The organism is Variovorax sp. Soil_C_17, from assembly GCF_057657265.1.
On the sequence record NZ_JBDGIT010000004.1, the window covers coordinates 242,193 to 260,233 of the forward strand.

An 18,041-nucleotide genomic window follows, 5' to 3' on the forward strand; every position below is an offset into this window, starting at 1 on the left:
GCAACGGAGAAGTTCGGCCAACCAGACACACACATACCCACCGCATGGGACTCGCGGTATGGCATGAGCCCTGCCGAGAACATTGAACATTCAAAGGAGATACATATGCTGATGAAAAAATACCTGCGTCACCCGGCGCTCTTGGTTGGCCTGGCTGCTGCGCAGCTCACCTTCGCCTTGGGCAGCGCTGTCGCCCAGAGCTTCCCGAGTCGTCCGATCGAGATCGTCGTTCCCTACGCAGCGGGCGGCTCGACCGATGCGCTTGGCAGAGCTTTCGCGGATGCGAGTCGCAACCACTCGCCGCAACCCCTTGTCGTCGTCAACAAGCCGGGCGCCGGAGGTTCGATCGCCGCGAACGACATCATCAACTCCAAACCGGACGGCCACAAGCTGGGTCTCTTCACCAACGACGTCCTGACGACACCATTGCTCGGTCTCGCAAAGTTCTCGTACCTGGATATCGAGCCGATTGCACAACTGAACTTCGATCCTGTTTCGATCATCGTTCGATCGGATGCGACCTGGAAAACAATTGGCGAGTTTCTCGCTGCGGCGAAAAGCACGCCCGATGGGCTGCGCATCGGCACGACCGGCAATGGAACGCTCAGTCATCTGGCTGCCGCGGCGCTCGTCGACAAGACTGGGGCGAAGCTTGCGCCGATTCCGTATCAGGGCGCTTCGCCAGCCATCCTGTCCTTGCTGGGAGGCCACATCGAGGCGGTCACGGCAACTCCCCCGGAAGTCATTTCGCATGTTCAGGCTGGGACGCTTCGCATCATCCTCGTTCTGGCCGACCAACGAAGCAAGGCTGCGATGGATGCACCTACTGCCAAGGAGTCGGGAATCGACTTGTCCGTCGTCAGTTGGCGCTACCTGGGAGTGTCGAAGAAGACACCTGCGGACGTCGTTTCCAAGTTGCGTCGGATCGCCGCAGACACTGCCAAGGACCCCGCCATGATTGCTGCATTGGAAAAGCAGAACATTGGCTACAAATTCACCGACGGGCGAGAGTTCCAGGGGGTTCTTGACAAAGAGAACAGCGTCATGAAGGACCTCATTTCCAAGGTCAACATGCAGCAACAGGGGCGCTAGCAGAGGCAGCCGATTGAGCGGCGAGCGTCACGAGGGCACCTCGACCGCCCCGCCCGAGGTGATGGGCGGACAGCTGCCGCTGATCGTGGACCGCATCCAATCCCGAGACCGGGCATGCGGTTTGCCCTCCCCTCTTTGCGGCTCCACTCATCTCACCACTTTCCATCGGGAACGAGCACCATGGCACATCCAGACCCCAAGCGGCAGGGCAGCGAGAAGGATCAGCGCCGTCACGCCGGCACGACGAGCGAGGCCTCCGACCTCGGCATGCAGGACAAATCGCAGGGCAAGTCCGGCACCGCATCGCCGGAGCGAAAGGCCCCGGATGACCCTTCGCGGGCGCCGGAAAGCGGCGACAAGCCCGAAGCGGAAGGACAGGGCTGAACGCAAAGAGTTGTTCGTGGATGAAGCGGCAATCCAGGCGGCAAGATCTGCTGCACTGGCTACTGGCTGTCAGCCCGGGCAATTGACGGAAATTCACCAGATTGCAGTTCCCCGCGGTTCGAACGGTGCGTGCAGATTGAGGGCGCAAGTCGAGGACCGCATCGGGGCAGGCCGCCTGCTGTCATCCCCGACGACTTTGGCTACCCCACCGAACCCAGCGACTCCAGCAGGGCCGACGATCTGATCTCGATGCGTCCATAGCCCAGGCGGACGGCTCCCTGGCCGACGAGAGCCTTGAGCTCCTTACTCAAGGTTTGGCGGCTGATGCCCAGCATCATGGCCAGTGCCTCCTGCGACACCATCAACACGACCCGGCCATCATGGGCGCGGTTGGCGTCACTGCGCGCCAGCAGCAGGAGCCGGCGCGCCACGCGTGCCGGGGTGGATCGCAGTGTCGCGTCCTCCACCAGGCCATACAGCAAGCGCATGCGCGCGGTCAGCATGCGGCACATCGCCTCCGAGAACGCATTCGTCTTCATCAGCGCATCGAAAGCGGGCCGCGGCAGCGCCAGCAGCTCGGCGGAGCCCAGCGCCGTGCCATCGTGCGGCCGCGGCTGTTGGTCGATCAGCGCGATCTCGCCGAACCAGCTACCCGGCTCCAGCACCGCCAGAATGGCTTCCTTGCCGTCTTCGCGCAAGCTCGAAACCTTCAAGCGGCCTTTCACCAGGCAGTACAAAGCTCCGGCGCCCGGCTTGACCTCGTCTCCCTGCCGGAAGAGCAGCTCCCCCGGACCCAGCCGCAACCACTCGCAGGCCGACAACACAGCCAATCGCTCGCTCAGGGGCAAGCTGCCGAACCACGGGTTTGCCGACAACCTGGGCAGCAACTCGACAGTGGACTTCATGGACTTGAGTGAAATACGGTTGGCCGAAGGGACTTTGTTGAATTCTTGACAGTTTAAAGATCAAGGCCAGCGCGAAGATCGAGTCGTTGGCGCCCCGGTGTGCGCGGTGCCTTCGGATGCACACATGAACATCGGATCTCGAAAGGAAAGGAGTCCACACATGAAGATCGCTTCATTAAAGGAAGTCGTCAGCGCTGAAGAATGGCAGCTGCGCGTCGATCTCGCGGCATGTTATCGCCTGGTCGCCCTGTACGGCTGGAGTGACCTGGTCTTCACGCACATCAGCGCCCGCATTCCCGGCCCTGAACACCAGTTTCTGATCAATCCCTATGGCCTGATGTTCGACGAGATCACCGCGTCCTCGCTGGTCAAGGTGGATCAGCAATGCAACAAGCTGATCGAATCGCCTTTTCCCGTCAATCCGGCGGGCTTCGTGATCCACAGCGCCATCCATGACGCGCGGCTCGACGTGGGCTGCGTGCTGCACACCCATAGCCGCGCCGGGGTCGCAGTGAGCGCGCAAAGATGTGGCGTGCAGCCCATCAGCCAGCAAAGCACCTTTGTGCTGGCCTCGCTGGGATACCACGCCTACGAAGGCATCGCGGTGCGCGAGGATGAAAAGGCTCGCTTGCAATCCGACCTGGCCAACAACAAGTACCTGGTGCTGCGCAATCATGGGCTCCTGACCGTGGGCACAACCGTGCCCGACGCCTTCCTGGCCATGTACACCTTCGAGAACACCTGCCGCATTCAGATCGACGCCCAGGCTGGCGGCGAGCTGGTGTTTTTTGATCCGCGCATCATGGAAGGCTTGGCGCAAGCGCGACAGACGGCCACCCTGGGGCAGGGCCCCAACATCGCTTGGCCCGCACTGATTCGCAAGCTGGACCGGATTGACCCGAGCTACCAGTTCTAGCTGCGTTCACAAGCCCGTCGTCGCGCTGGGGAACGGCTTGCTTCGCTGCTGCCGCTGCCCTGCCCCCTTGACCCAAAGAGACAGACCATGACCCTCACCTTCCCCCCGCGCCGGCGCGAAGCCCTGGGCAACCTGCTCGCACTCGGCGCCACAGCCGTGGCCGGCCCCCTCTTCGCGGCGGACGCCTTCCCCAGCAAGCCCATCACGCTGATCCTGCCCTTCCCACCCGGTGGCTCCGTCGACCCGGTGTTCCGCGCCCTCGCCCAGGCCGCTTCACAGGACCTGGGCCAGCCCATTGTGCTGATGCACAAGCCCGGCGCGGGCGGTGTCACCGGCATTGCGCAGCTCGCCACGATGAACGAATCCGATGGCTATACGCTGGCTGTGATGCACAACTCCGTGATCCGCGCGCCGCTGGTGCAGAGGGTGACCTGGGACCCGCTGCGCGACTTCACCTACGTGATCGGCATGGCCGGCCTCGTGACCGGCATCACGGTGGCCGCGAATGCGCCCTGGAGGTCGATGAGCGAACTGATCGACGACGCCAGGAAGCGGCCGGGCGTCCTGAGCTGGGGCAACGTCGGTGCCATCAGCGCCAACCGGATCTATGCCGAGCGGCTGGCGAAGGCGGCAGGTGTGAAGTTCAACATGGTGCCATTCAAGGGCGGCGCCGAGAGCTTCCAGGCGCTGATCGGCGGCCATCTCGACGTGTATGGCGATCCTGGCTTCGGTCCGCAGGTGCAGGGCGGCAAGGCACGCCTGCTGGCAACGTTCACCTCGCAGCGTCTGAAGCGCTACCCCGACGTGCCGACGCTGAAGGAACTGGGCTATGACCTCGCCATTGAGTCGACCCTGGGCCTGGTGGCGCCGAAGCATCTGGACGCGAAGATTGCGGCGCGGCTGCAAGCAGCCTTCCAGAAGGGGGCGGGCGATCCGGCGTACCTGCAGCAGTTGGATTCGCTTGACATGCAGCCCAACCTGTTGACGGGGGAAGCCTACACCGCCTACGCGCGCGCGCAGTTCGATCGCGAAGCAAAGATGCTGCAAGAAATCGGCTTCAAACCTGAGTGAGACGGTGACGATAGGTTTGTCCGCCTTCAACTTCCGTGGCCGCAACGTTTTCGGGCCCGATGGCTCTCGTGGGAAACGTCGATGAAATCTTGCAGTATCAGCGGCGCACCAGAACCCGAGCGCGTGGCAAACACGTCGTCGAAGCGGCACTGGTTGCCGAACGCGTGGCCGAACTGCTCTCCCTGCTGATGGTGCGTTCAAGCGCCACGTGCTGTGGCACGTGCCGCCATCCGTTGGCGCGTGCGCCAGATGCGGTCGAAGCCGTTGATGGCCGACTTCGACCGCTGGCCCACTGCGCATGCGCCCCCGGTACTGCCCAAATCGCCGCTGGTCGACGGCCGGCTCAGACGGGTCCTCGAGATCCGACCTCCCCGCGCCCTCGATCGTCAAGCGAAGGGGAAGACCGGACGAAGCCCACGCCGATCAGGCGCGGGCGGCCCGAGCATCAGCCGCCGCGCGCTGGGAAGATGCTCTTCCTGACCGTGGCGTGCACGCCCCAGTTTCCGTCGACCACTTGCGTGATGCCGAAATCCACCGCAATCGACATCAGCGAGATCGCCTCATCTTCGCTGAGCGACTGCGTGGTCATCAGGAAGTGGCGCATCTTGTGGTACGCATCGCGCAGCGCCAGGTCGACGGAGGACTTCTTGTAGATCAGGTTCTGTGCATCCGCACCAAGCTCCGCCAGGTAGTTGGCATAGCTGAAGCCGTGCAGCAGCCACTCGTCCTGCGTTTCCAGCAGCGGGTAGCGCAGATCGGCCAGCGGTGTGCCGGGCAGGTCGGCTTGCTTGTGCAGGATCAGCTGGAAGGTCCCGGTCAGGGAGCACTCGATGGCCGTGCCGCAGAGTTCGGAGTCGCCTTGCGACGCATGCGGATCGCCCACGCTGAACATCGCGCCGGGCACCGCAACAGGGTAGTACACCGTGGCGCCTTTGCCGATGCGCCAGTTGTCGATGTTGCCACCCGTGTGATTGGGCGGAATCGAGGTAACGAGCTCGGCCTCGGCGGGCGCGACGCCCATCGTGCCGAAGTGCGGCCGCACCGGCACACGGATGTTTTTCAGCACGTTCTCGTTCTTGGAGATCGTGCGGTGGTCCACTGGAACGCCGGGGTAGTCGATCGTCGTGTGGACGACGCCGAACGGATCGGTCTGCGGCGTCCAGCGGTAGTTGTAGACCGCACGCGCCCAGTTGCGCTCGCCGGTTGCGTCGACCTCGTAGATCGTCACCACCTCGCGCTTCTTCGGCTCCGTGAGCGTGTCGCCATAGTGGAAGCCCCAGCTTGCGGCGGCGTTGCTGCCAAAAGTCTTTCCCTTGTACGCCGGGTTGCCGCTCGGGCGCGGCGCCACGTCGACGATGCGCACCTCGAGGATATCGCCGGGCTCAGCGCCCTCGATGCGAACCGGGCCCGTGCAGATGTGCACGCCCTGGCCGCCGCCTGCGCCCACCTTCGCGTCCATCGCGCCGGCTCCGCGACGGTTGACACCCTTTCGCTTCGCGTCCCAGTGAAATACGCTCTCGGCGCCTCGGTCACCCTTGATCATGCGTTCGGCGTCGTCGTTCGCGTGGTGCGTGAGCGTCTCGATCGTCACGAAATCGCCCGACTGGACTTCGACCACCGGTTTCGCGGACTTGCTGAAGTAGCCCCACAGCACGGTGTTTGCTCCGGCGGGGATGTAGTAGTGACTGCTCATCCCGGAGCCGGGCCTCGCCGCGCTCTGCGCGAACGCGCTTGGGGCCATCGAGACGGTCAGTGCACCGGCCGAGACGGCCGCGCCGCCTGCGGCCATCGCGTCGCGCAGGAACGAGCGGCGCGCGACCTTGAATTCCTCCTGCACGTCGATGGCCTTTTCGGGCGTCATTGCGTGCGTGCAGCCGGGACCGCAGATGTGTTGAAGCGTGCTCATGCGTGAATGGGAGAAGTTGTGACAGGCACGAGTGTGGGAGGGGTCTGCGCTTTCCGGCTTGTCACTTGACGCACGATTGCTTGTCGGGACCGCACGCCCCGGAATCGCCTGCACGCGACTTGCATGGTGGACATTCATGACGACCGTGCTCGACGACCTGCGCCGCTTTTCCACCGACGCCTTCCCGGAGGAGTTGCGCCACGCCGCGTGGACCGAGGTGCTCGGCAAGATGATGATGGAAGCCGAATGGCCCGCCTCTGGCGCGACGATGGCGCTCGATAGCTACGTGTCTTCCCGCAGCTCGTCCCTGGGCTCCGTCTTCGTCAAGCTCACGTCATCTCCACAGGCGTTGTTGCCGCAAGCCGGCAATGCGCGCCGTGCCGATGGCGCCGTCCTGTTGTTCGCGCTGCTCGAAGGCCAGGGCCGAGTCTGCGAAGGGGATGATTCAATTGCCATCGCACCCGGTGTTCTGATCGTGCTTGACCCGGCGCGCCCATGGCGCATCGAGATGGACAGCCGCTTCCGAGCGCTCGGCGTCAAGCTCGAGTCAGCGGGCTTCCTGCTGCGGCTGGTGCGCACCAGTGGGCAGGAGCTCAACACGGTCACGCCGCGCACCGGTGTGGGCACCGTCTGCGCGAATCTGGTGCACTCGATCGCGGACGTGCTCGACCAGTTCGACGGAACGGACTTGCTGCCCCTTGAAGCGACCCTGACCGAGTTGCTGGTCACGAGCCTGTCGCGGGCAGCCTCCTCGCCAGACGAGGAGGCGACTTCGGTGCAGCTCGGTCACCTTCGCCGCGTGTGCCGCACGATCGAGGCGCGGCTGGGCGATGCCGAGCTGACGATCGACGAAGTGGGCCGCGTCGAGCAACTGTCGACACGGTACCTGCAGAAGCTCTTCCAGGTGGGCGGCACCACCTTCGGCGAGTACCTGAAGTCGCGCCGCCTCGAACGATGCCGGCTCGACCTGACGAACCGGGCGCTCATACATTTCGGCATTGCCGAGCTGTGTTTCCGCTGGGGATTCAATGACGCGGCGAACTTCAGCCGCTCGTTCAGGGCCAGGTTCGGGATGTCGCCGAAGGCCTATCGCGCCGCGCCCGTGCCCGACACGGATGACCCCGGGTCGCAGCTTCACCGAGGCAGGCCGATGAAGGGCGTCGTGGTCAAGGGCAACGTGCGCCAGTATCCGCCGCAGCCTCCCGCCGACGCGCAACGCCGCCGCCAGTTCGAGGGCGTGCTCGACGACCATGCGCGCTATGCACTTGCGCTGGCGCTCGCGCCGAAGCGCGCGGTGCCCCGCACCGCTGCCGCCGCGCCGTCGGGCGGGGAGCCTGTGGCTCCGAACTACTACTACGTGCCGGTATCCGAAAAGACGGTGCACTGGGGTTTCCTCAGCCGTCGGCTGAAGCCGGTGGTCTCGGTGCGCTCCGGTGACGTCGTGACCATCGAGACGCTGACGCAGCACGCCTCCGACGACAGTGAACGCATGATCGACGGCGACCAGGGCGCTGAAAGCGTATTCCGATGGACGCCCGGCCGCAAGGCCGTGGGGCGACGTGGCGCGGGGCCGATGGACGCATCGATCTACGGCCGCGGCGCTGGGGAGGGCTTTGGCGTTCACATCTGCACCGGGCCGGTCTACGTGCTCGGTGCCGAAGCGGGCGACGTACTGGAAGTGCGCATCCTTGACATCAAGCCGCGCCCGAGCTGCAGCCCGCGGCACCGAGGCAGGTGCTTCGGCAGCAACGCGGCGGCGTGGTGGGGCTTTCACTACCGGGACTTGATCACGGAGCCGAAGAACCGCGAGGTCGTCACCGTCTATGAGATCCACGCGGATGACGAGGCGCCGTACGCTCGCGCGGTCTACAACTACCGCTGGACGCCGCAGACTGATCCCGACGGCGTGCGCCACGACACGATCGACTATCCCGGCGTGCCGGTCGATCCTGCCACCGTTGAGAAGCGCTACGGCGTGCTCGACAAGGCGCGCGTGCCGGTGCGACCGCATTTCGGCCTGATTGCGGTGGCACCCAAGGAGAGCGGAGAGGTGGATTCGATTCCACCGAGCTACTTCGGCGGCAATCTCGACAACTGGCGCGCTGGACCGGGGACGAAGCTTTTCCTGCCTGTCTCAGTGGACGGCGCCCTGTTCTCCGTCGGTGACCCGCATGCATCGCAGGGCGACGGCGAGGCGTGCGGCACCGCGATCGAATGTTCGTTGACCGGCACGTTCGAATTGGTGCTGCATAAGCGGCAGGCGTTCGGCAACAGCTTTCTTGCCGACCTCAATTACCCGTTCCTGGAGACGGACGATGCGTGGGTGCTGCAAGGACTGAGCTTTCCGAACCACCTGGCCGAGCTGGGGCCGAATGCGCAGACCGAGGTGTACGAAAGATCTTCGCTCGATCTGGCGATGCGCGATGCGCTTCGCAAGGCACGCCGCTACCTGATGCAGGCCCATCAGCTCGACGAGGACGAGGCCATCTCCCTGATTTCGGTGGCGGTGGACTTCGGCATCACGCAGGTGGTCGACGGCAACTGGGGCGTGCATGCGGTGATCCGCAAAGCGATCTTCCCGGACTTCAACGACGCGTTGGAATGAACGGAAACGTCGAGATGGCCGGAACGTCTTCCGCAGATGCGCAACACCGCTGCCGTGTGCATTCATGGCTCGGTGGCACGCAATTTGTCGTGCAGCCAGTCCACCAGCTTGAGCACATCCGGGCGGCGGCTGAGGTGGGCGCAATCTCAGGGCCGTCAGGCGCCCCCGAATCGGTCACCCTTTGAAGATCGCTTCCAGATCGGATTCTTCGGTGGCGTTGTCGAGCTTCATGCTGCTCTCGATATGGTCGAGGTGCTCGAGCATCAAGCGCTGGGCGCGCGCCGAGTCGCGCTTGGCAATGGCCTCGATGATCTGCGAATGCTCATCGGCGCGGCAACTCGTCGCCGTCGGCGCGTCGTAGAGAAAGATCATCAGGCAGGTCAGCACCGACAGCTCGCGCATGTTGCGCGCCAACGCGGTGTTGCCGGCGAGTTCGGCTGCCAATGAGTGGAACTCGCCGGACAGGCGGATCACCGCGCGTTTGTCGTCACGCCGTCGCGCATCGAGCTCCAGGTCCTGGTGTTGACGCAGGCGTGCCAGCTTCTCCGGCGTGAGGGTATCGATCAACCTGCGCACGACGGCCGGCTCGATCAGCCGACGGGCCTCGAAGACATCCAAGGCCTGCTCGATCGAAGGCTTGGCGACGTAGGCGCCGCGCTGCGGAAAGAGCTCGACGATCTGCTCATGGGCCAGCCGCGCCAGCACTTCGCGCACGCGTGCCCGGCTGGCCCCGAAGATCTCGGCGAGGCGCTCCTCGCCAAGCTTGGTGCCAGGGTGCAGACGGTGTTCGAGGATCGCGACATAGATCTTTTCGTAGATCTCGTCCTGCGTGTTTTCGCGTTCGAGTCGAGCTTGCGATGCGGGCTTGCGCGCGCTTTTTGTCGGCATGTCTGGATTGAGCGTGGCGAGCGATTCGGACGCCAGCCGCACGCGTGCGTGCCGGCAGACGCCAGGGGGTTGGGCATTCATTATCGCCAGCCGAACAACTGGCCCCAGCCGCTGACTTGCGCCGGATCGGCGCCGGCGGCGCGCAGCTGGCCCCAAACGGTGGTACTGACGGTGTCGAGCAGCGGGATGCCGAGTTCGGCCTCCACGACCCCGGCCAGCGGTGCGGCGCGCAGGTTGGTGCAGAACGTGGTGATCGCATCGGGCCGTGCCGCTGCCACCTCTCGCATCAGCGCCAGGAGGCGCTGCGGTTCGACCAACGCGAAGTCGTGGTTCACGTGGATACCCAGGTGGCGTTCGGCCACGACCTCGATGCCGATGTCGCGGTAGTTGTCGACAATTTTTCGCTGCACGTCCGCGGTGTACGGCGTCACCAGCGCCAACCTTTTCGCGCCGCGCAGCGCGAGCAGATCGTTCAGCGCCAGCACCGCGGTGGTAGCGGCGATGCCGGTGCGCTCGCGGATGCGCTCGACCAGGCGACGGTCCGCGTCGAAGCCCAGCCAGCCCGAAGAGGTGCCGCTCCAGCCGATCACGTCGACTTTGGCGTCCGCCAGCAGCTCGGCAGCCGCCAGGATCTTGCTGTCGTCGAACTGGCCGAGCGCCTGCGCCGACAGCGAGATCTCCGTCACCTGGAAGCGCGAGAAATGAGCGCTGCAGCCGGGCACGGAGGCGGCCATCGCGCTGGTGAGCGGCTCCAAAGCGGTGTTGGACGAGGGCGTGAGCACGCCAAGGCGAAGGGCTTTTTGCATGGAATTCCTTGGGGTCGAGCTTCGTCGAAGTCCACAATTGTCGACATTAGTGTAAACACCATGGATGACATTTATGTTGTCCACGATGATGTCGACAATATCTGAGCGCGACAGCTTCGCGCCGCCGGCGAAGAAACCGATCGTGTCCTGCCGCCGGCCATCGAGGGGCTGCTGCGCCGCCACTGACCCGAATCCTTCCGCCCCTGTCACGACAATCCCGGAGCTCCCGCACATGCAAAGACGTCATTTCCTCCAGGCCGCCGGCTCGCTGAGCGCCGCCGCGCTCGGCGCAACGAGCGCATTCGCACAGGCCCTGCCGAGCGGGCCCATCCGCCTCGTGGTCGGGTTTCCGCCCGGCGGCGGCGCCGACGCGCTGGCGCGCGTCGTGGCCCACAAGCTGACCGTGCTGTGGAACCAGCAGGTGGTCGTCGAGAACAAGGCCGGCGTCTCGGGCACTCTCGCTGCCGACTACATGCTGCAGCAGCCGGCCGACGGCAGTGTGCTTCTGCTGTCCAACATCAACAGCCACGCCCTCGCCCCGGCCGTGCGAAACAATCTGCGCTACCACGCCGAGCGCGACTTCGCGCCCATCGTGCTGCTCGGCGTCACGCCCAACCTGCTGATCATGAGCGCGGCGAATCCGGTGAAGTCGGTGAAGGAAGTGGTCGCGCTGTGCAAGGCGCAGCCGGGCAAAGTCAGCTTCGGTTCCGCCGGGCCCGGCACGATCCAGCATTTTGCGATCGAGAAGTTCAAGCTCCAGGCCGGCGTCGACGCGCTTCACGTGCCGTACAAGGGCAGCGGCCCGCTGCTCACCGACCTGATCGGCGGCCAGATCCAGTACACCTTCGAGACGATGACGGCAGCCACGCCCCACGTGAAGAACGGCCGCGTGGTCGCGCTTGCACAGACGCGCGCCAAACGTTCGCAGGCCTATCCCGGCGTGCCGACCATGCAGGAGCAGGGCTTCCCGGAGTTCGAGACCATGAACTGGTACGGCATCTCCGGCCCGGCCAAGCTGCCTGCGGCATTGGCGCGCAGGATCAACCAGGACGTCAACACAGTGCTCGCCATGGCCGACGTGCAGGAAAAGTTCGACGGCTTCGGCGTCGAGGACGGCGGCGGCTCGATCGAACGCTACAGCGACTTCACTCGCGCCGAACTCGCCAAATGGGCCAAGGTGGCCAAGGACGCCAAGGTCTCGATCGACGCCTGAGGCGCGCCGCACCGGAGCCACGATGGCGTGCAAATTGCAAGGGACACGCCATGACTGAAAGTTCTCCGCGCCGCGCACCCAAGTCCGCCGGCAAGATCACGCGGATCGATCGCGACAGCGACAGCACCGTGCAGTCGCTCACGCGGGCGATGCAGCTGCTGGAGCTGCTGGCCGACGACGACGAGGGCTACCGCCTGGTCGACTTGGCGGCGCGCAGTGGGCTGTCGTCTTCCACGGCGCATCGCCTGCTCACCACGCTGGAGCAGCGCCAGTTCGTCCAGTTCGACCGCGAATCCAACCTCTGGTACGTGGGCGTGCGCTGCTTCTCGGTCGGCGCTGCGTTCGCCCGGCGACGCCGCATCGCACACCTCGCGCTGCCGGTGATGCGGCGGCTGCGCGACAGCACCGGCGAGAGCATCAACCTGGGCATTGCGGATCTGGGCGACATCGTGTTCGTGACCCAGGTCGAAAGCCGCGAGCTGATGCGCGCGATCGGCAAGCCGGGCTTTCGCGCGCCGCTGCACGGCACGGCGATGGGACAGGCGATCCTCGCCGCGATGGCCGAGGACGACGTGCTGCAGTACCTGCGCACCTACGGGCTGCCGAAGCTGACGCCCAACACGATCGCGCGCGCGTCGCGGCTGCACGAGACGCTCGGCGAGGTGCGCCGCGCCGGCCATGCGGTCGACGACGAACAGAACGCCGTCGGCCTGCGCTGCATCGCCGCCGCGATCCGCGACGAGCATGGGCAGCCCTTCGGGGCGATCTCGCTGGTCGGGCCGACGCAGCGCATCAAGAGCGCCGACTTCGCGCAGATCGGCTCCGTCGTTCGCGCCGCGGCCGACGAGATCACTGCAGCCTACGGCGGGCGCCTCGACTAGCGCGCTTCTTCCACGGGCGCATGGCGCCAAGTGCTTGATTCAAAGAGAGTTTTCCGGGCCTTCCCGCTGAGCGGAAAAGCCTGCATGCACGCCCTGCGGCGCGCTTCAATGACGCTTCTTCCATTGGATCGCCACCCTGCCCAACCCCTGCCCTCCCTAGGAGAAATCATGCCGCTGCAGCCCCGTGCCAAAACCCTCGCCATCGCCGCCGCCGCGGCTGCCCTCCTCGCGCTGCCCGCCGCGCAGGCCCAGGACAAGATCAAGCTCAAAGCCATAGGCCAGCCCCTGGCGACCGGGCTGATCCAGAAGAACAAGGAGCAGCCCTTCTTCGAGAACTTCGCGGCGCGCACCGGCCTGCCGATCGATGTCGACTACAAGCCGATCGACACGCTGGGCATCAAGGACACCGAGCAGCTGCGCGTGATGAAGGCGGGCCTCTTCGACCTCGTCTCGCTGCGGGTGTCGCAGAACTCGCGCGACGAGCCGACGATTCTCGGCCTCGACCTCGTGGGCGCCGCTCCCGACTACGCCACCGGGCACAAGGTGGCCAAGGCGTACTTCGGCACGGTCGACGCGCGGCTTCAGCAGCAGTTCGGTGTCAAGTTGCTGGGCGTATGGCCGTTCGGCCCGCAGATCCTGTTCTGCAAGAAGCCGGTCGCCAGGCTGGCAGACATCAAGGGCATGAAGGTGCGCGTGTACGACCAGAACCTGGCCAAGTTCATCGAGATGGTGGGCGCGACGCCGGTGCCGGTCTCGTTCGCCGACACGCACCAGTCGCTGTCGCTCGGCGTCGTCGACTGCGCGATCACCGGCCCGAGCTCGGCCAACTCGGCCGGCTGGCCCGAGGTGACGACGCACCAGCTGCCGATCGGCTTCCAGATGGCGCTCAACGGTTATGGCATGACGATGAAGTCGTGGAACGCGCTGAAGCCGGACCAGCAGGCCAAGCTGCAGAAGGCCTTCGATGGCCTGACGGACGAGGTGTGGAAGTACTCCGAAGAGCTGTTTCAGGACGCGCTGAACTGCAACACCGGCAAGGACCCGTGCACCACGGGCAAGAAGTTCAATCTGGTCAACGTGCCGGTGACGCCCGCCGATCTCGAACTGGTGCGCAGCGCCGTGAGCAAGGTCTCGCTGCCGGTGTGGGCCGAGGTGTGCGACAAGTCCAATGCCGGCTGCTCGAAGACATGGCAGGCGACAGTTGCGCCGGTGCTGGGGCTGAAGTGAGCGGCGCCGCCATGACCGGCAAGGAGCCGTCGATCGCCGTGCCGCCCGGCGCGGCAGCGCCCGCCCATACCACGCGCCCGGTCGATCTCAAGACCCGCATCGAGACGGTGCTCGCCACCGCGTTCGGCGCGATCTTCCTGGGCCTCGCGGCAGTCGTTACCACCGAAACCGCGGCGCGCAAGCTGTTCAACTTCTCGCTCCAGGGCGCCGACGAGCTGGGGGGCTATGCGCTTGCGGTGGGATCGACCATCGCCTTCAGCCTCGCGCTGATGGGACGCAACCACATCCGGGTCGATGTCTTCCACGAGAAATTTTCGCCACGCGTCCAGGCGGTTCTGAACTGGATTGCGATCGTCTCGCTCGCCGCATTCGCGGTGTTCATCGCGTGGGTTGCGTTCAAGGTGATCGGCGACACGATGGCCTACCGCAGCACGGCGCAGACGCCATGGGCGACGCCGCTGATCATTCCGCAGGGCGTGTGGTACGCGGGGCTCGTGATCTTCGCGCTGGTGGCCTGCGGCTTTGCGCTGCGCGCGACCCGGCTGCTGTTCAGCGGCGACATCGCCAGGCTGAACACCGACTTCCATCCGAAGAGCGCCAAGGAAGAGCTCAAGGAAGAGCTCGACGACCTGGTGTTGCGCCAGGCTGCGGACGGAGCGAAGCCATGAACATGATGCTCATCGGCCTCGCGTTCTTCGCGATGCTTGCCATGATGCTGCTCGGCATGCCGATCGCCGTGTCGATGGCGCTGGTCGGCATCCTCGGCGGCATCGCTGCGTACGGCATTCCGTTCATGGACTCGATCGCACCGGTGGTGTGGGGCGTCCAGAACGAAGCCCTGCTCACCTCGATTCCGCTGTTCGTCCTGCTCGGCGAGCTGCTGCTGCGCTCAGGCATCGCAGACCGCATGTACATCGCGCTGTCGGCCTGGCTCGGGCGCCTGCCGGGCGGGCTGCTTCACACCAACATCGGAAGCTGCGCGCTGTTCGCGGCGACCTCCGGCTCGTCGGTGGCCACCGCAGCGACTGTCGGCACGGTGGCGCTGCCCTCGCTGCAGAAGCGCGGCTACCCGATGCGCGCCTCGCTCGGCACCCTGGCCGCCGGCGGCACGCTCGGCATCCTGATCCCGCCGAGCGTGAACATGATCGTCTACGGCTCGCTGACCAACAACTCGATCGGCAAGCTGTTCATTGCCGGCATCATCCCGGGCCTGCTGCTGACCGGCTGCTTCATGCTCTGGATCGCCGTTTCGAGCCTGGCCAGCGGCAAGGTGATGCGCGAGCCGAAAGTGCCGATGGACCAGCGACTGCGCTCGCTGGTGCACCTGATCCCGCCGATGGTGGTGTTCGGGATCGTCATGGGCAGTCTTTATTTCGGCATCGCCACGGCCGCCGAAAGCGCGGCACTCGGTGTCATTGCGGCGCTCGGCTTCGTGCTGCAGTCCGGAAAGCTCAGCTGGGAGCTGATGCGCAACTGCTTCGTCTCGACCGCACGGGTGAGCGGGATGATCCTGCTGATCATCGCGGCGGCCTTCATTCTCAACCTCACGATCAGCCTCACCGGCGTCGCCGAGTCGATGACGAAGTGGGTCGCGGGCCTGGGCCTGTCGGCCACCGGCCTGATCCTTGCGCTGATCGTGTTCTATCTGATCCTGGGCATGTTCATGGACGTGCTGTCGATGCAGGTCGCGACGATCCCGATCACCTACCCCATCGCGGTCGCGCTCGGTGTCGACCCGATCTGGTTCGGCATCTTCATCGTGCTGATGTGCGAGCTCGGGCTGATCACGCCGCCGGTAGGCATGAATCTCTTCGTCGTGCATGGCATCCGGCCGGACAAGGGCGGCATCGAGGACGCGATCTACGGCGCCCTGCCGTATGCGCTGATCATGATCCTGTTCACCCTGCTGCTGATGGCCGTGCCGCAACTCGTGACATGGCTGCCGGCCCACATGTGAGCACCCGATGAAACCCAGCGTTCCACTCTGGCAACTCACGGCGACGCAGCTCGCGGCCGGCTTTCGCGACGCAGCGTTCACACCGACTCAGGCGCTCGAGGCTTGTCTGGCACGCAGCGCAGAGGTCAACCCGCGGTTGAACGCACTGGTGACGCTCGACGCCGAGGGCGCGACGCATGCTGCGGAGCAAAGCAGCGCACGCTGGCGCGCCGGCCGTGCGCTCGGCGTGCTCGACGGCGTGCCCGTGACGATCAAGGACAACCTGCAGGTGCGCGGGCTGCCCACCCACTGGGGCAGCCGCGCGCTCGACGGCCTCGTGGCCGAACGCGACGAGCTTCCGGTGGCCAGATTGCGCGAGGCCGGCGCCCTGATCTTCGGCAAGACCAACGTGCCCGAGTTCACGATGCAGGGCTACACCGACAACCCGGTTTTCGGCCCGACCCGCAACCCCTGGAATCCGGCCCTGACGCCCGGCGGCTCGTCGGGCGGCGCGGTCGCGCTGGTGGCTGCGGGCGGATGCCCGATCGCGCTCGGCACGGATGGCGGCGGCTCGATCCGCAGGCCGGCCTCGCATACCAACCTGGTCGGCCTCAAGCCCTCGCGCGGCCGCGTGCCCCGCGGCGGCGGGCTGCCGCCGATCTTTCTCGACTTCGAGGTCGCGGGGCCGATGGCGCGCTGCGTGTCCGACGTGGTCGCGGTCATGCAGGTGATCGGACGCGACGGGATGCAGGTGGAGGCATCGCCGTCCGCGCGCGTTCTCTACGTCCCTCGCTTCGGCGATCACCCGGTCGACCCGCAGATCGCGAAGCTGACCGACGCCGCCGCGCAAGACCTCGCCGCGCTCGGCCACGAGGTCACGACGGCGCAACGCTTCGGCATCGCCGAGGCCGTCAACCAGCGCTGGGCGCTGCTGGCGCAAGTGGGGTTGGCGTGGCTGGTCGAACATCCGCAGGAACTGTCGGGCGGCCCATTCGATCCCGCGCTCTTCGGCCCCGTGATGCGGGCCAATGCCGAAGCCGGCCGCGCCGCGTCGGCACGCGACCTGTTCGACCTGCTGTTCGAGGCCGAGCGGCTGCGCGGCGAACTCGCCAGCCTGTTCGAGCGCTACGACTTCCTGCTGACGCCGGCGGCCGCTGCACTGCCATGGCCGGCCGGCGAAACGCATCCGACCCGGATCGACGGTCTCGAAGTCGGCCCGCGGGGCCATGCCGTCTTCGCGGGCTTCGCCAACGCGATCGGCCTGCCGGCCATCGCGTTGCCCTGCGGCTTCGCCGAAGGCTTGCCGGTCGGCCTGCAACTGGTCGCGCGCGAAGGCGGCGACGGCGCCTTGCTGGCCCTGGCCCGCGATTTCGAACGAGCTCATCCGTGGCAGCGCTTCCCCGAACTTTGACGACGGCGGCGGCCACCGCGACGGCGACCGTCACGCCGGACACCGCTGCGCGGGCGCTGAACCGAGCGCGGCGCGAAGGCCGGCGCGTCCCGTCGACGCTCCTGCAGCCGGTGAGCCTGCGCGAGGCCTACGCGATCCAGGATGCGACGCTGGTCGCCATCGGTCCGGTCGGCGGCTGGAAGGTCGGCGCGCGCGGCCCGGGCCAGGAGCCGACCTGCGCGCCGCTGCCGGCCGCAGGGCTGCTGCCCGACGGCGCCCTGCTGCAAGGTCCCGCCTGGCGGTTGCGCGGCATCGAGGTCGAAGTCGCCTTCCAGCTCGGGGCCGACCTGCCGCCGCGTCCTGCGCCCTACACGCTCGGCGATCTGAGGTTTGCCATCGAGTCGGTGCTGCCGGCGATCGAGGTCGTGGAGACGCGGCTGGCCGACTGGCTCGGTGCCGGCGCCCAGGCGCAGCTGGCCGATCTCCTGAGTCATGGTGCGCTCGTGACGGGCCAGCGGCAGCCCTTCGAGCCGGGATGGTTCGATCTGGAGCGCACCGAGGCGGTGTTGCGCTTCGACGAGCAGATCGTCGCGCATACCGTGGGCGAGCACCCCTGCCCCGACGCAGGTGCGCTGCTGGTGTGGCTGGCCAATCATTGCTCGGCACGCGGCGTCGGCCTCAAGGCGGGCCAGGTCCTCACGAGCGGCTCGTGCACCGGCCTGCTGTTCGCATCGCAAGGCACGGCCGTGCGCGTCGAGGTCGATGGCCTCGCACCGCTGGGAGTGTCGTTCTGAACCATCCTCAACCGAACCCACCGGGAT

16 protein-coding genes are annotated in these 18,041 nt (G+C 66.1%); 12 read left to right on the top strand and 4 right to left on the bottom strand.

Annotated elements, in window-relative coordinates; all coding sequences use genetic code 11:
• The first annotated feature begins 105 nt into the window (after window positions 1-105).
• Together AC3A6Y_RS21225 and AC3A6Y_RS21230 are read left to right on the top strand one after the other, a co-directional pair.
• On the top strand, window positions 106-1,092 hold the full coding sequence (locus AC3A6Y_RS21225; protein WP_487870200.1) for a Bug family tripartite tricarboxylate transporter substrate binding protein: 987 nt from the start codon (window positions 106-108) through the stop codon (window positions 1,090-1,092).
• Window positions 1,093-1,272: 180 nt separating this feature from the next.
• Window positions 1,273-1,476, top strand: coding sequence for a hypothetical protein (locus tag AC3A6Y_RS21230; protein WP_487870201.1), 204 nt, complete (start codon window positions 1,273-1,275; stop codon window positions 1,474-1,476).
• A 200-nt stretch (window positions 1,477-1,676) separates the two neighbouring features.
• Here the strand turns inward: AC3A6Y_RS21230 and AC3A6Y_RS21235 are convergent, their stop codons facing one another.
• Window positions 1,677-2,324, bottom strand: coding sequence for a Crp/Fnr family transcriptional regulator (locus AC3A6Y_RS21235; protein WP_487870202.1), 648 nt, complete (start codon window positions 2,322-2,324; stop codon window positions 1,677-1,679).
• 217 nt (window positions 2,325-2,541) lie between these two features.
• Between AC3A6Y_RS21235 and AC3A6Y_RS21240 the strand changes: the two genes are divergently transcribed.
• Together AC3A6Y_RS21240 and AC3A6Y_RS21245 are read left to right on the top strand one after the other, a co-directional pair.
• Window positions 2,542-3,297, top strand: a complete 756-nt coding sequence (locus AC3A6Y_RS21240) for a class II aldolase/adducin family protein (RefSeq protein WP_487870510.1) — start codon at window positions 2,542-2,544, stop codon at window positions 3,295-3,297.
• Window positions 3,298-3,384: 87 nt separating this feature from the next.
• Window positions 3,385-4,368, top strand: a complete 984-nt coding sequence (locus AC3A6Y_RS21245) for a Bug family tripartite tricarboxylate transporter substrate binding protein (RefSeq protein ID WP_487870203.1) — start codon at window positions 3,385-3,387, stop codon at window positions 4,366-4,368.
• Window positions 4,369-4,813: 445 nt separating this feature from the next.
• Here AC3A6Y_RS21245 and AC3A6Y_RS21250 read toward each other — a convergent pair whose 3' ends face one another.
• Window positions 4,814-6,274, bottom strand: a complete 1,461-nt coding sequence (locus AC3A6Y_RS21250; RefSeq protein ID WP_487870204.1) for an acetamidase/formamidase family protein — start codon at window positions 6,272-6,274, stop codon at window positions 4,814-4,816.
• Window positions 6,275-6,419: 145 nt separating this feature from the next.
• On the opposite strand from AC3A6Y_RS21250, the gene AC3A6Y_RS21255 reads away from it, so the two are divergent.
• Window positions 6,420-8,879 carry an acetamidase/formamidase family protein gene (locus tag AC3A6Y_RS21255; RefSeq protein ID WP_487870511.1) on the top strand — a complete coding sequence of 820 codons (2,460 nt, stop codon included), beginning with the start codon at window positions 6,420-6,422 and terminating at the stop codon, window positions 8,877-8,879.
• Window positions 8,880-9,053: 174 nt separating this feature from the next.
• Here the strand turns inward: AC3A6Y_RS21255 and AC3A6Y_RS21260 are convergent, their stop codons facing one another.
• On the bottom strand, window positions 9,054-9,923 hold the full coding sequence (locus AC3A6Y_RS21260; RefSeq protein WP_487870205.1) for a GntR family transcriptional regulator: 870 nt from the start codon (window positions 9,921-9,923) through the stop codon (window positions 9,054-9,056).
• Window positions 9,848-10,573, bottom strand: coding sequence for a maleate cis-trans isomerase family protein (locus tag AC3A6Y_RS21265; protein ID WP_487870206.1), 726 nt, complete (start codon window positions 10,571-10,573; stop codon window positions 9,848-9,850). The genes AC3A6Y_RS21260 and AC3A6Y_RS21265 overlap by 76 nt, the downstream gene beginning before the upstream one ends.
• 232 nt (window positions 10,574-10,805) lie before the next feature.
• On the opposite strand from AC3A6Y_RS21265, the gene AC3A6Y_RS21270 reads away from it, so the two are divergent.
• From AC3A6Y_RS21270 to AC3A6Y_RS21300, 7 genes are all read left to right on the top strand, one after another.
• Complete coding sequence (locus tag AC3A6Y_RS21270) at window positions 10,806-11,786, top strand: Bug family tripartite tricarboxylate transporter substrate binding protein (protein WP_487870207.1); 981 nt, start codon at window positions 10,806-10,808, stop codon at window positions 11,784-11,786.
• Window positions 11,787-11,836: 50 nt separating this feature from the next.
• Window positions 11,837-12,667, top strand: a complete 831-nt coding sequence (locus AC3A6Y_RS21275) for an IclR family transcriptional regulator (RefSeq protein ID WP_487870208.1) — start codon at window positions 11,837-11,839, stop codon at window positions 12,665-12,667.
• Window positions 12,668-12,835: 168 nt separating this feature from the next.
• Window positions 12,836-13,894 carry a TRAP transporter substrate-binding protein gene (locus AC3A6Y_RS21280; protein ID WP_487870209.1) on the top strand — a complete coding sequence of 353 codons (1,059 nt, stop codon included), beginning with the start codon at window positions 12,836-12,838 and terminating at the stop codon, window positions 13,892-13,894.
• Window positions 13,891-14,562, top strand: coding sequence for a TRAP transporter small permease subunit (locus AC3A6Y_RS21285; protein ID WP_487870210.1), 672 nt, complete (start codon window positions 13,891-13,893; stop codon window positions 14,560-14,562). Before AC3A6Y_RS21280 ends, AC3A6Y_RS21285 begins: the two co-directional genes overlap by 4 nt.
• Complete coding sequence (locus tag AC3A6Y_RS21290) at window positions 14,559-15,851, top strand: TRAP transporter large permease (protein WP_487870211.1); 1,293 nt, start codon at window positions 14,559-14,561, stop codon at window positions 15,849-15,851. Before AC3A6Y_RS21285 ends, AC3A6Y_RS21290 begins: the two co-directional genes overlap by 4 nt.
• A 7-nt stretch (window positions 15,852-15,858) precedes the next feature.
• Window positions 15,859-17,241, top strand: a complete 1,383-nt coding sequence (locus AC3A6Y_RS21295; RefSeq protein WP_487870212.1) for an amidase — start codon at window positions 15,859-15,861, stop codon at window positions 17,239-17,241.
• Window positions 17,217-18,014, top strand: coding sequence for a 2-keto-4-pentenoate hydratase (locus AC3A6Y_RS21300; protein ID WP_487870213.1), 798 nt, complete (start codon window positions 17,217-17,219; stop codon window positions 18,012-18,014). The genes AC3A6Y_RS21295 and AC3A6Y_RS21300 overlap by 25 nt, the downstream gene beginning before the upstream one ends.
• The last annotated feature ends 27 nt before the right edge of the window (window positions 18,015-18,041 follow it).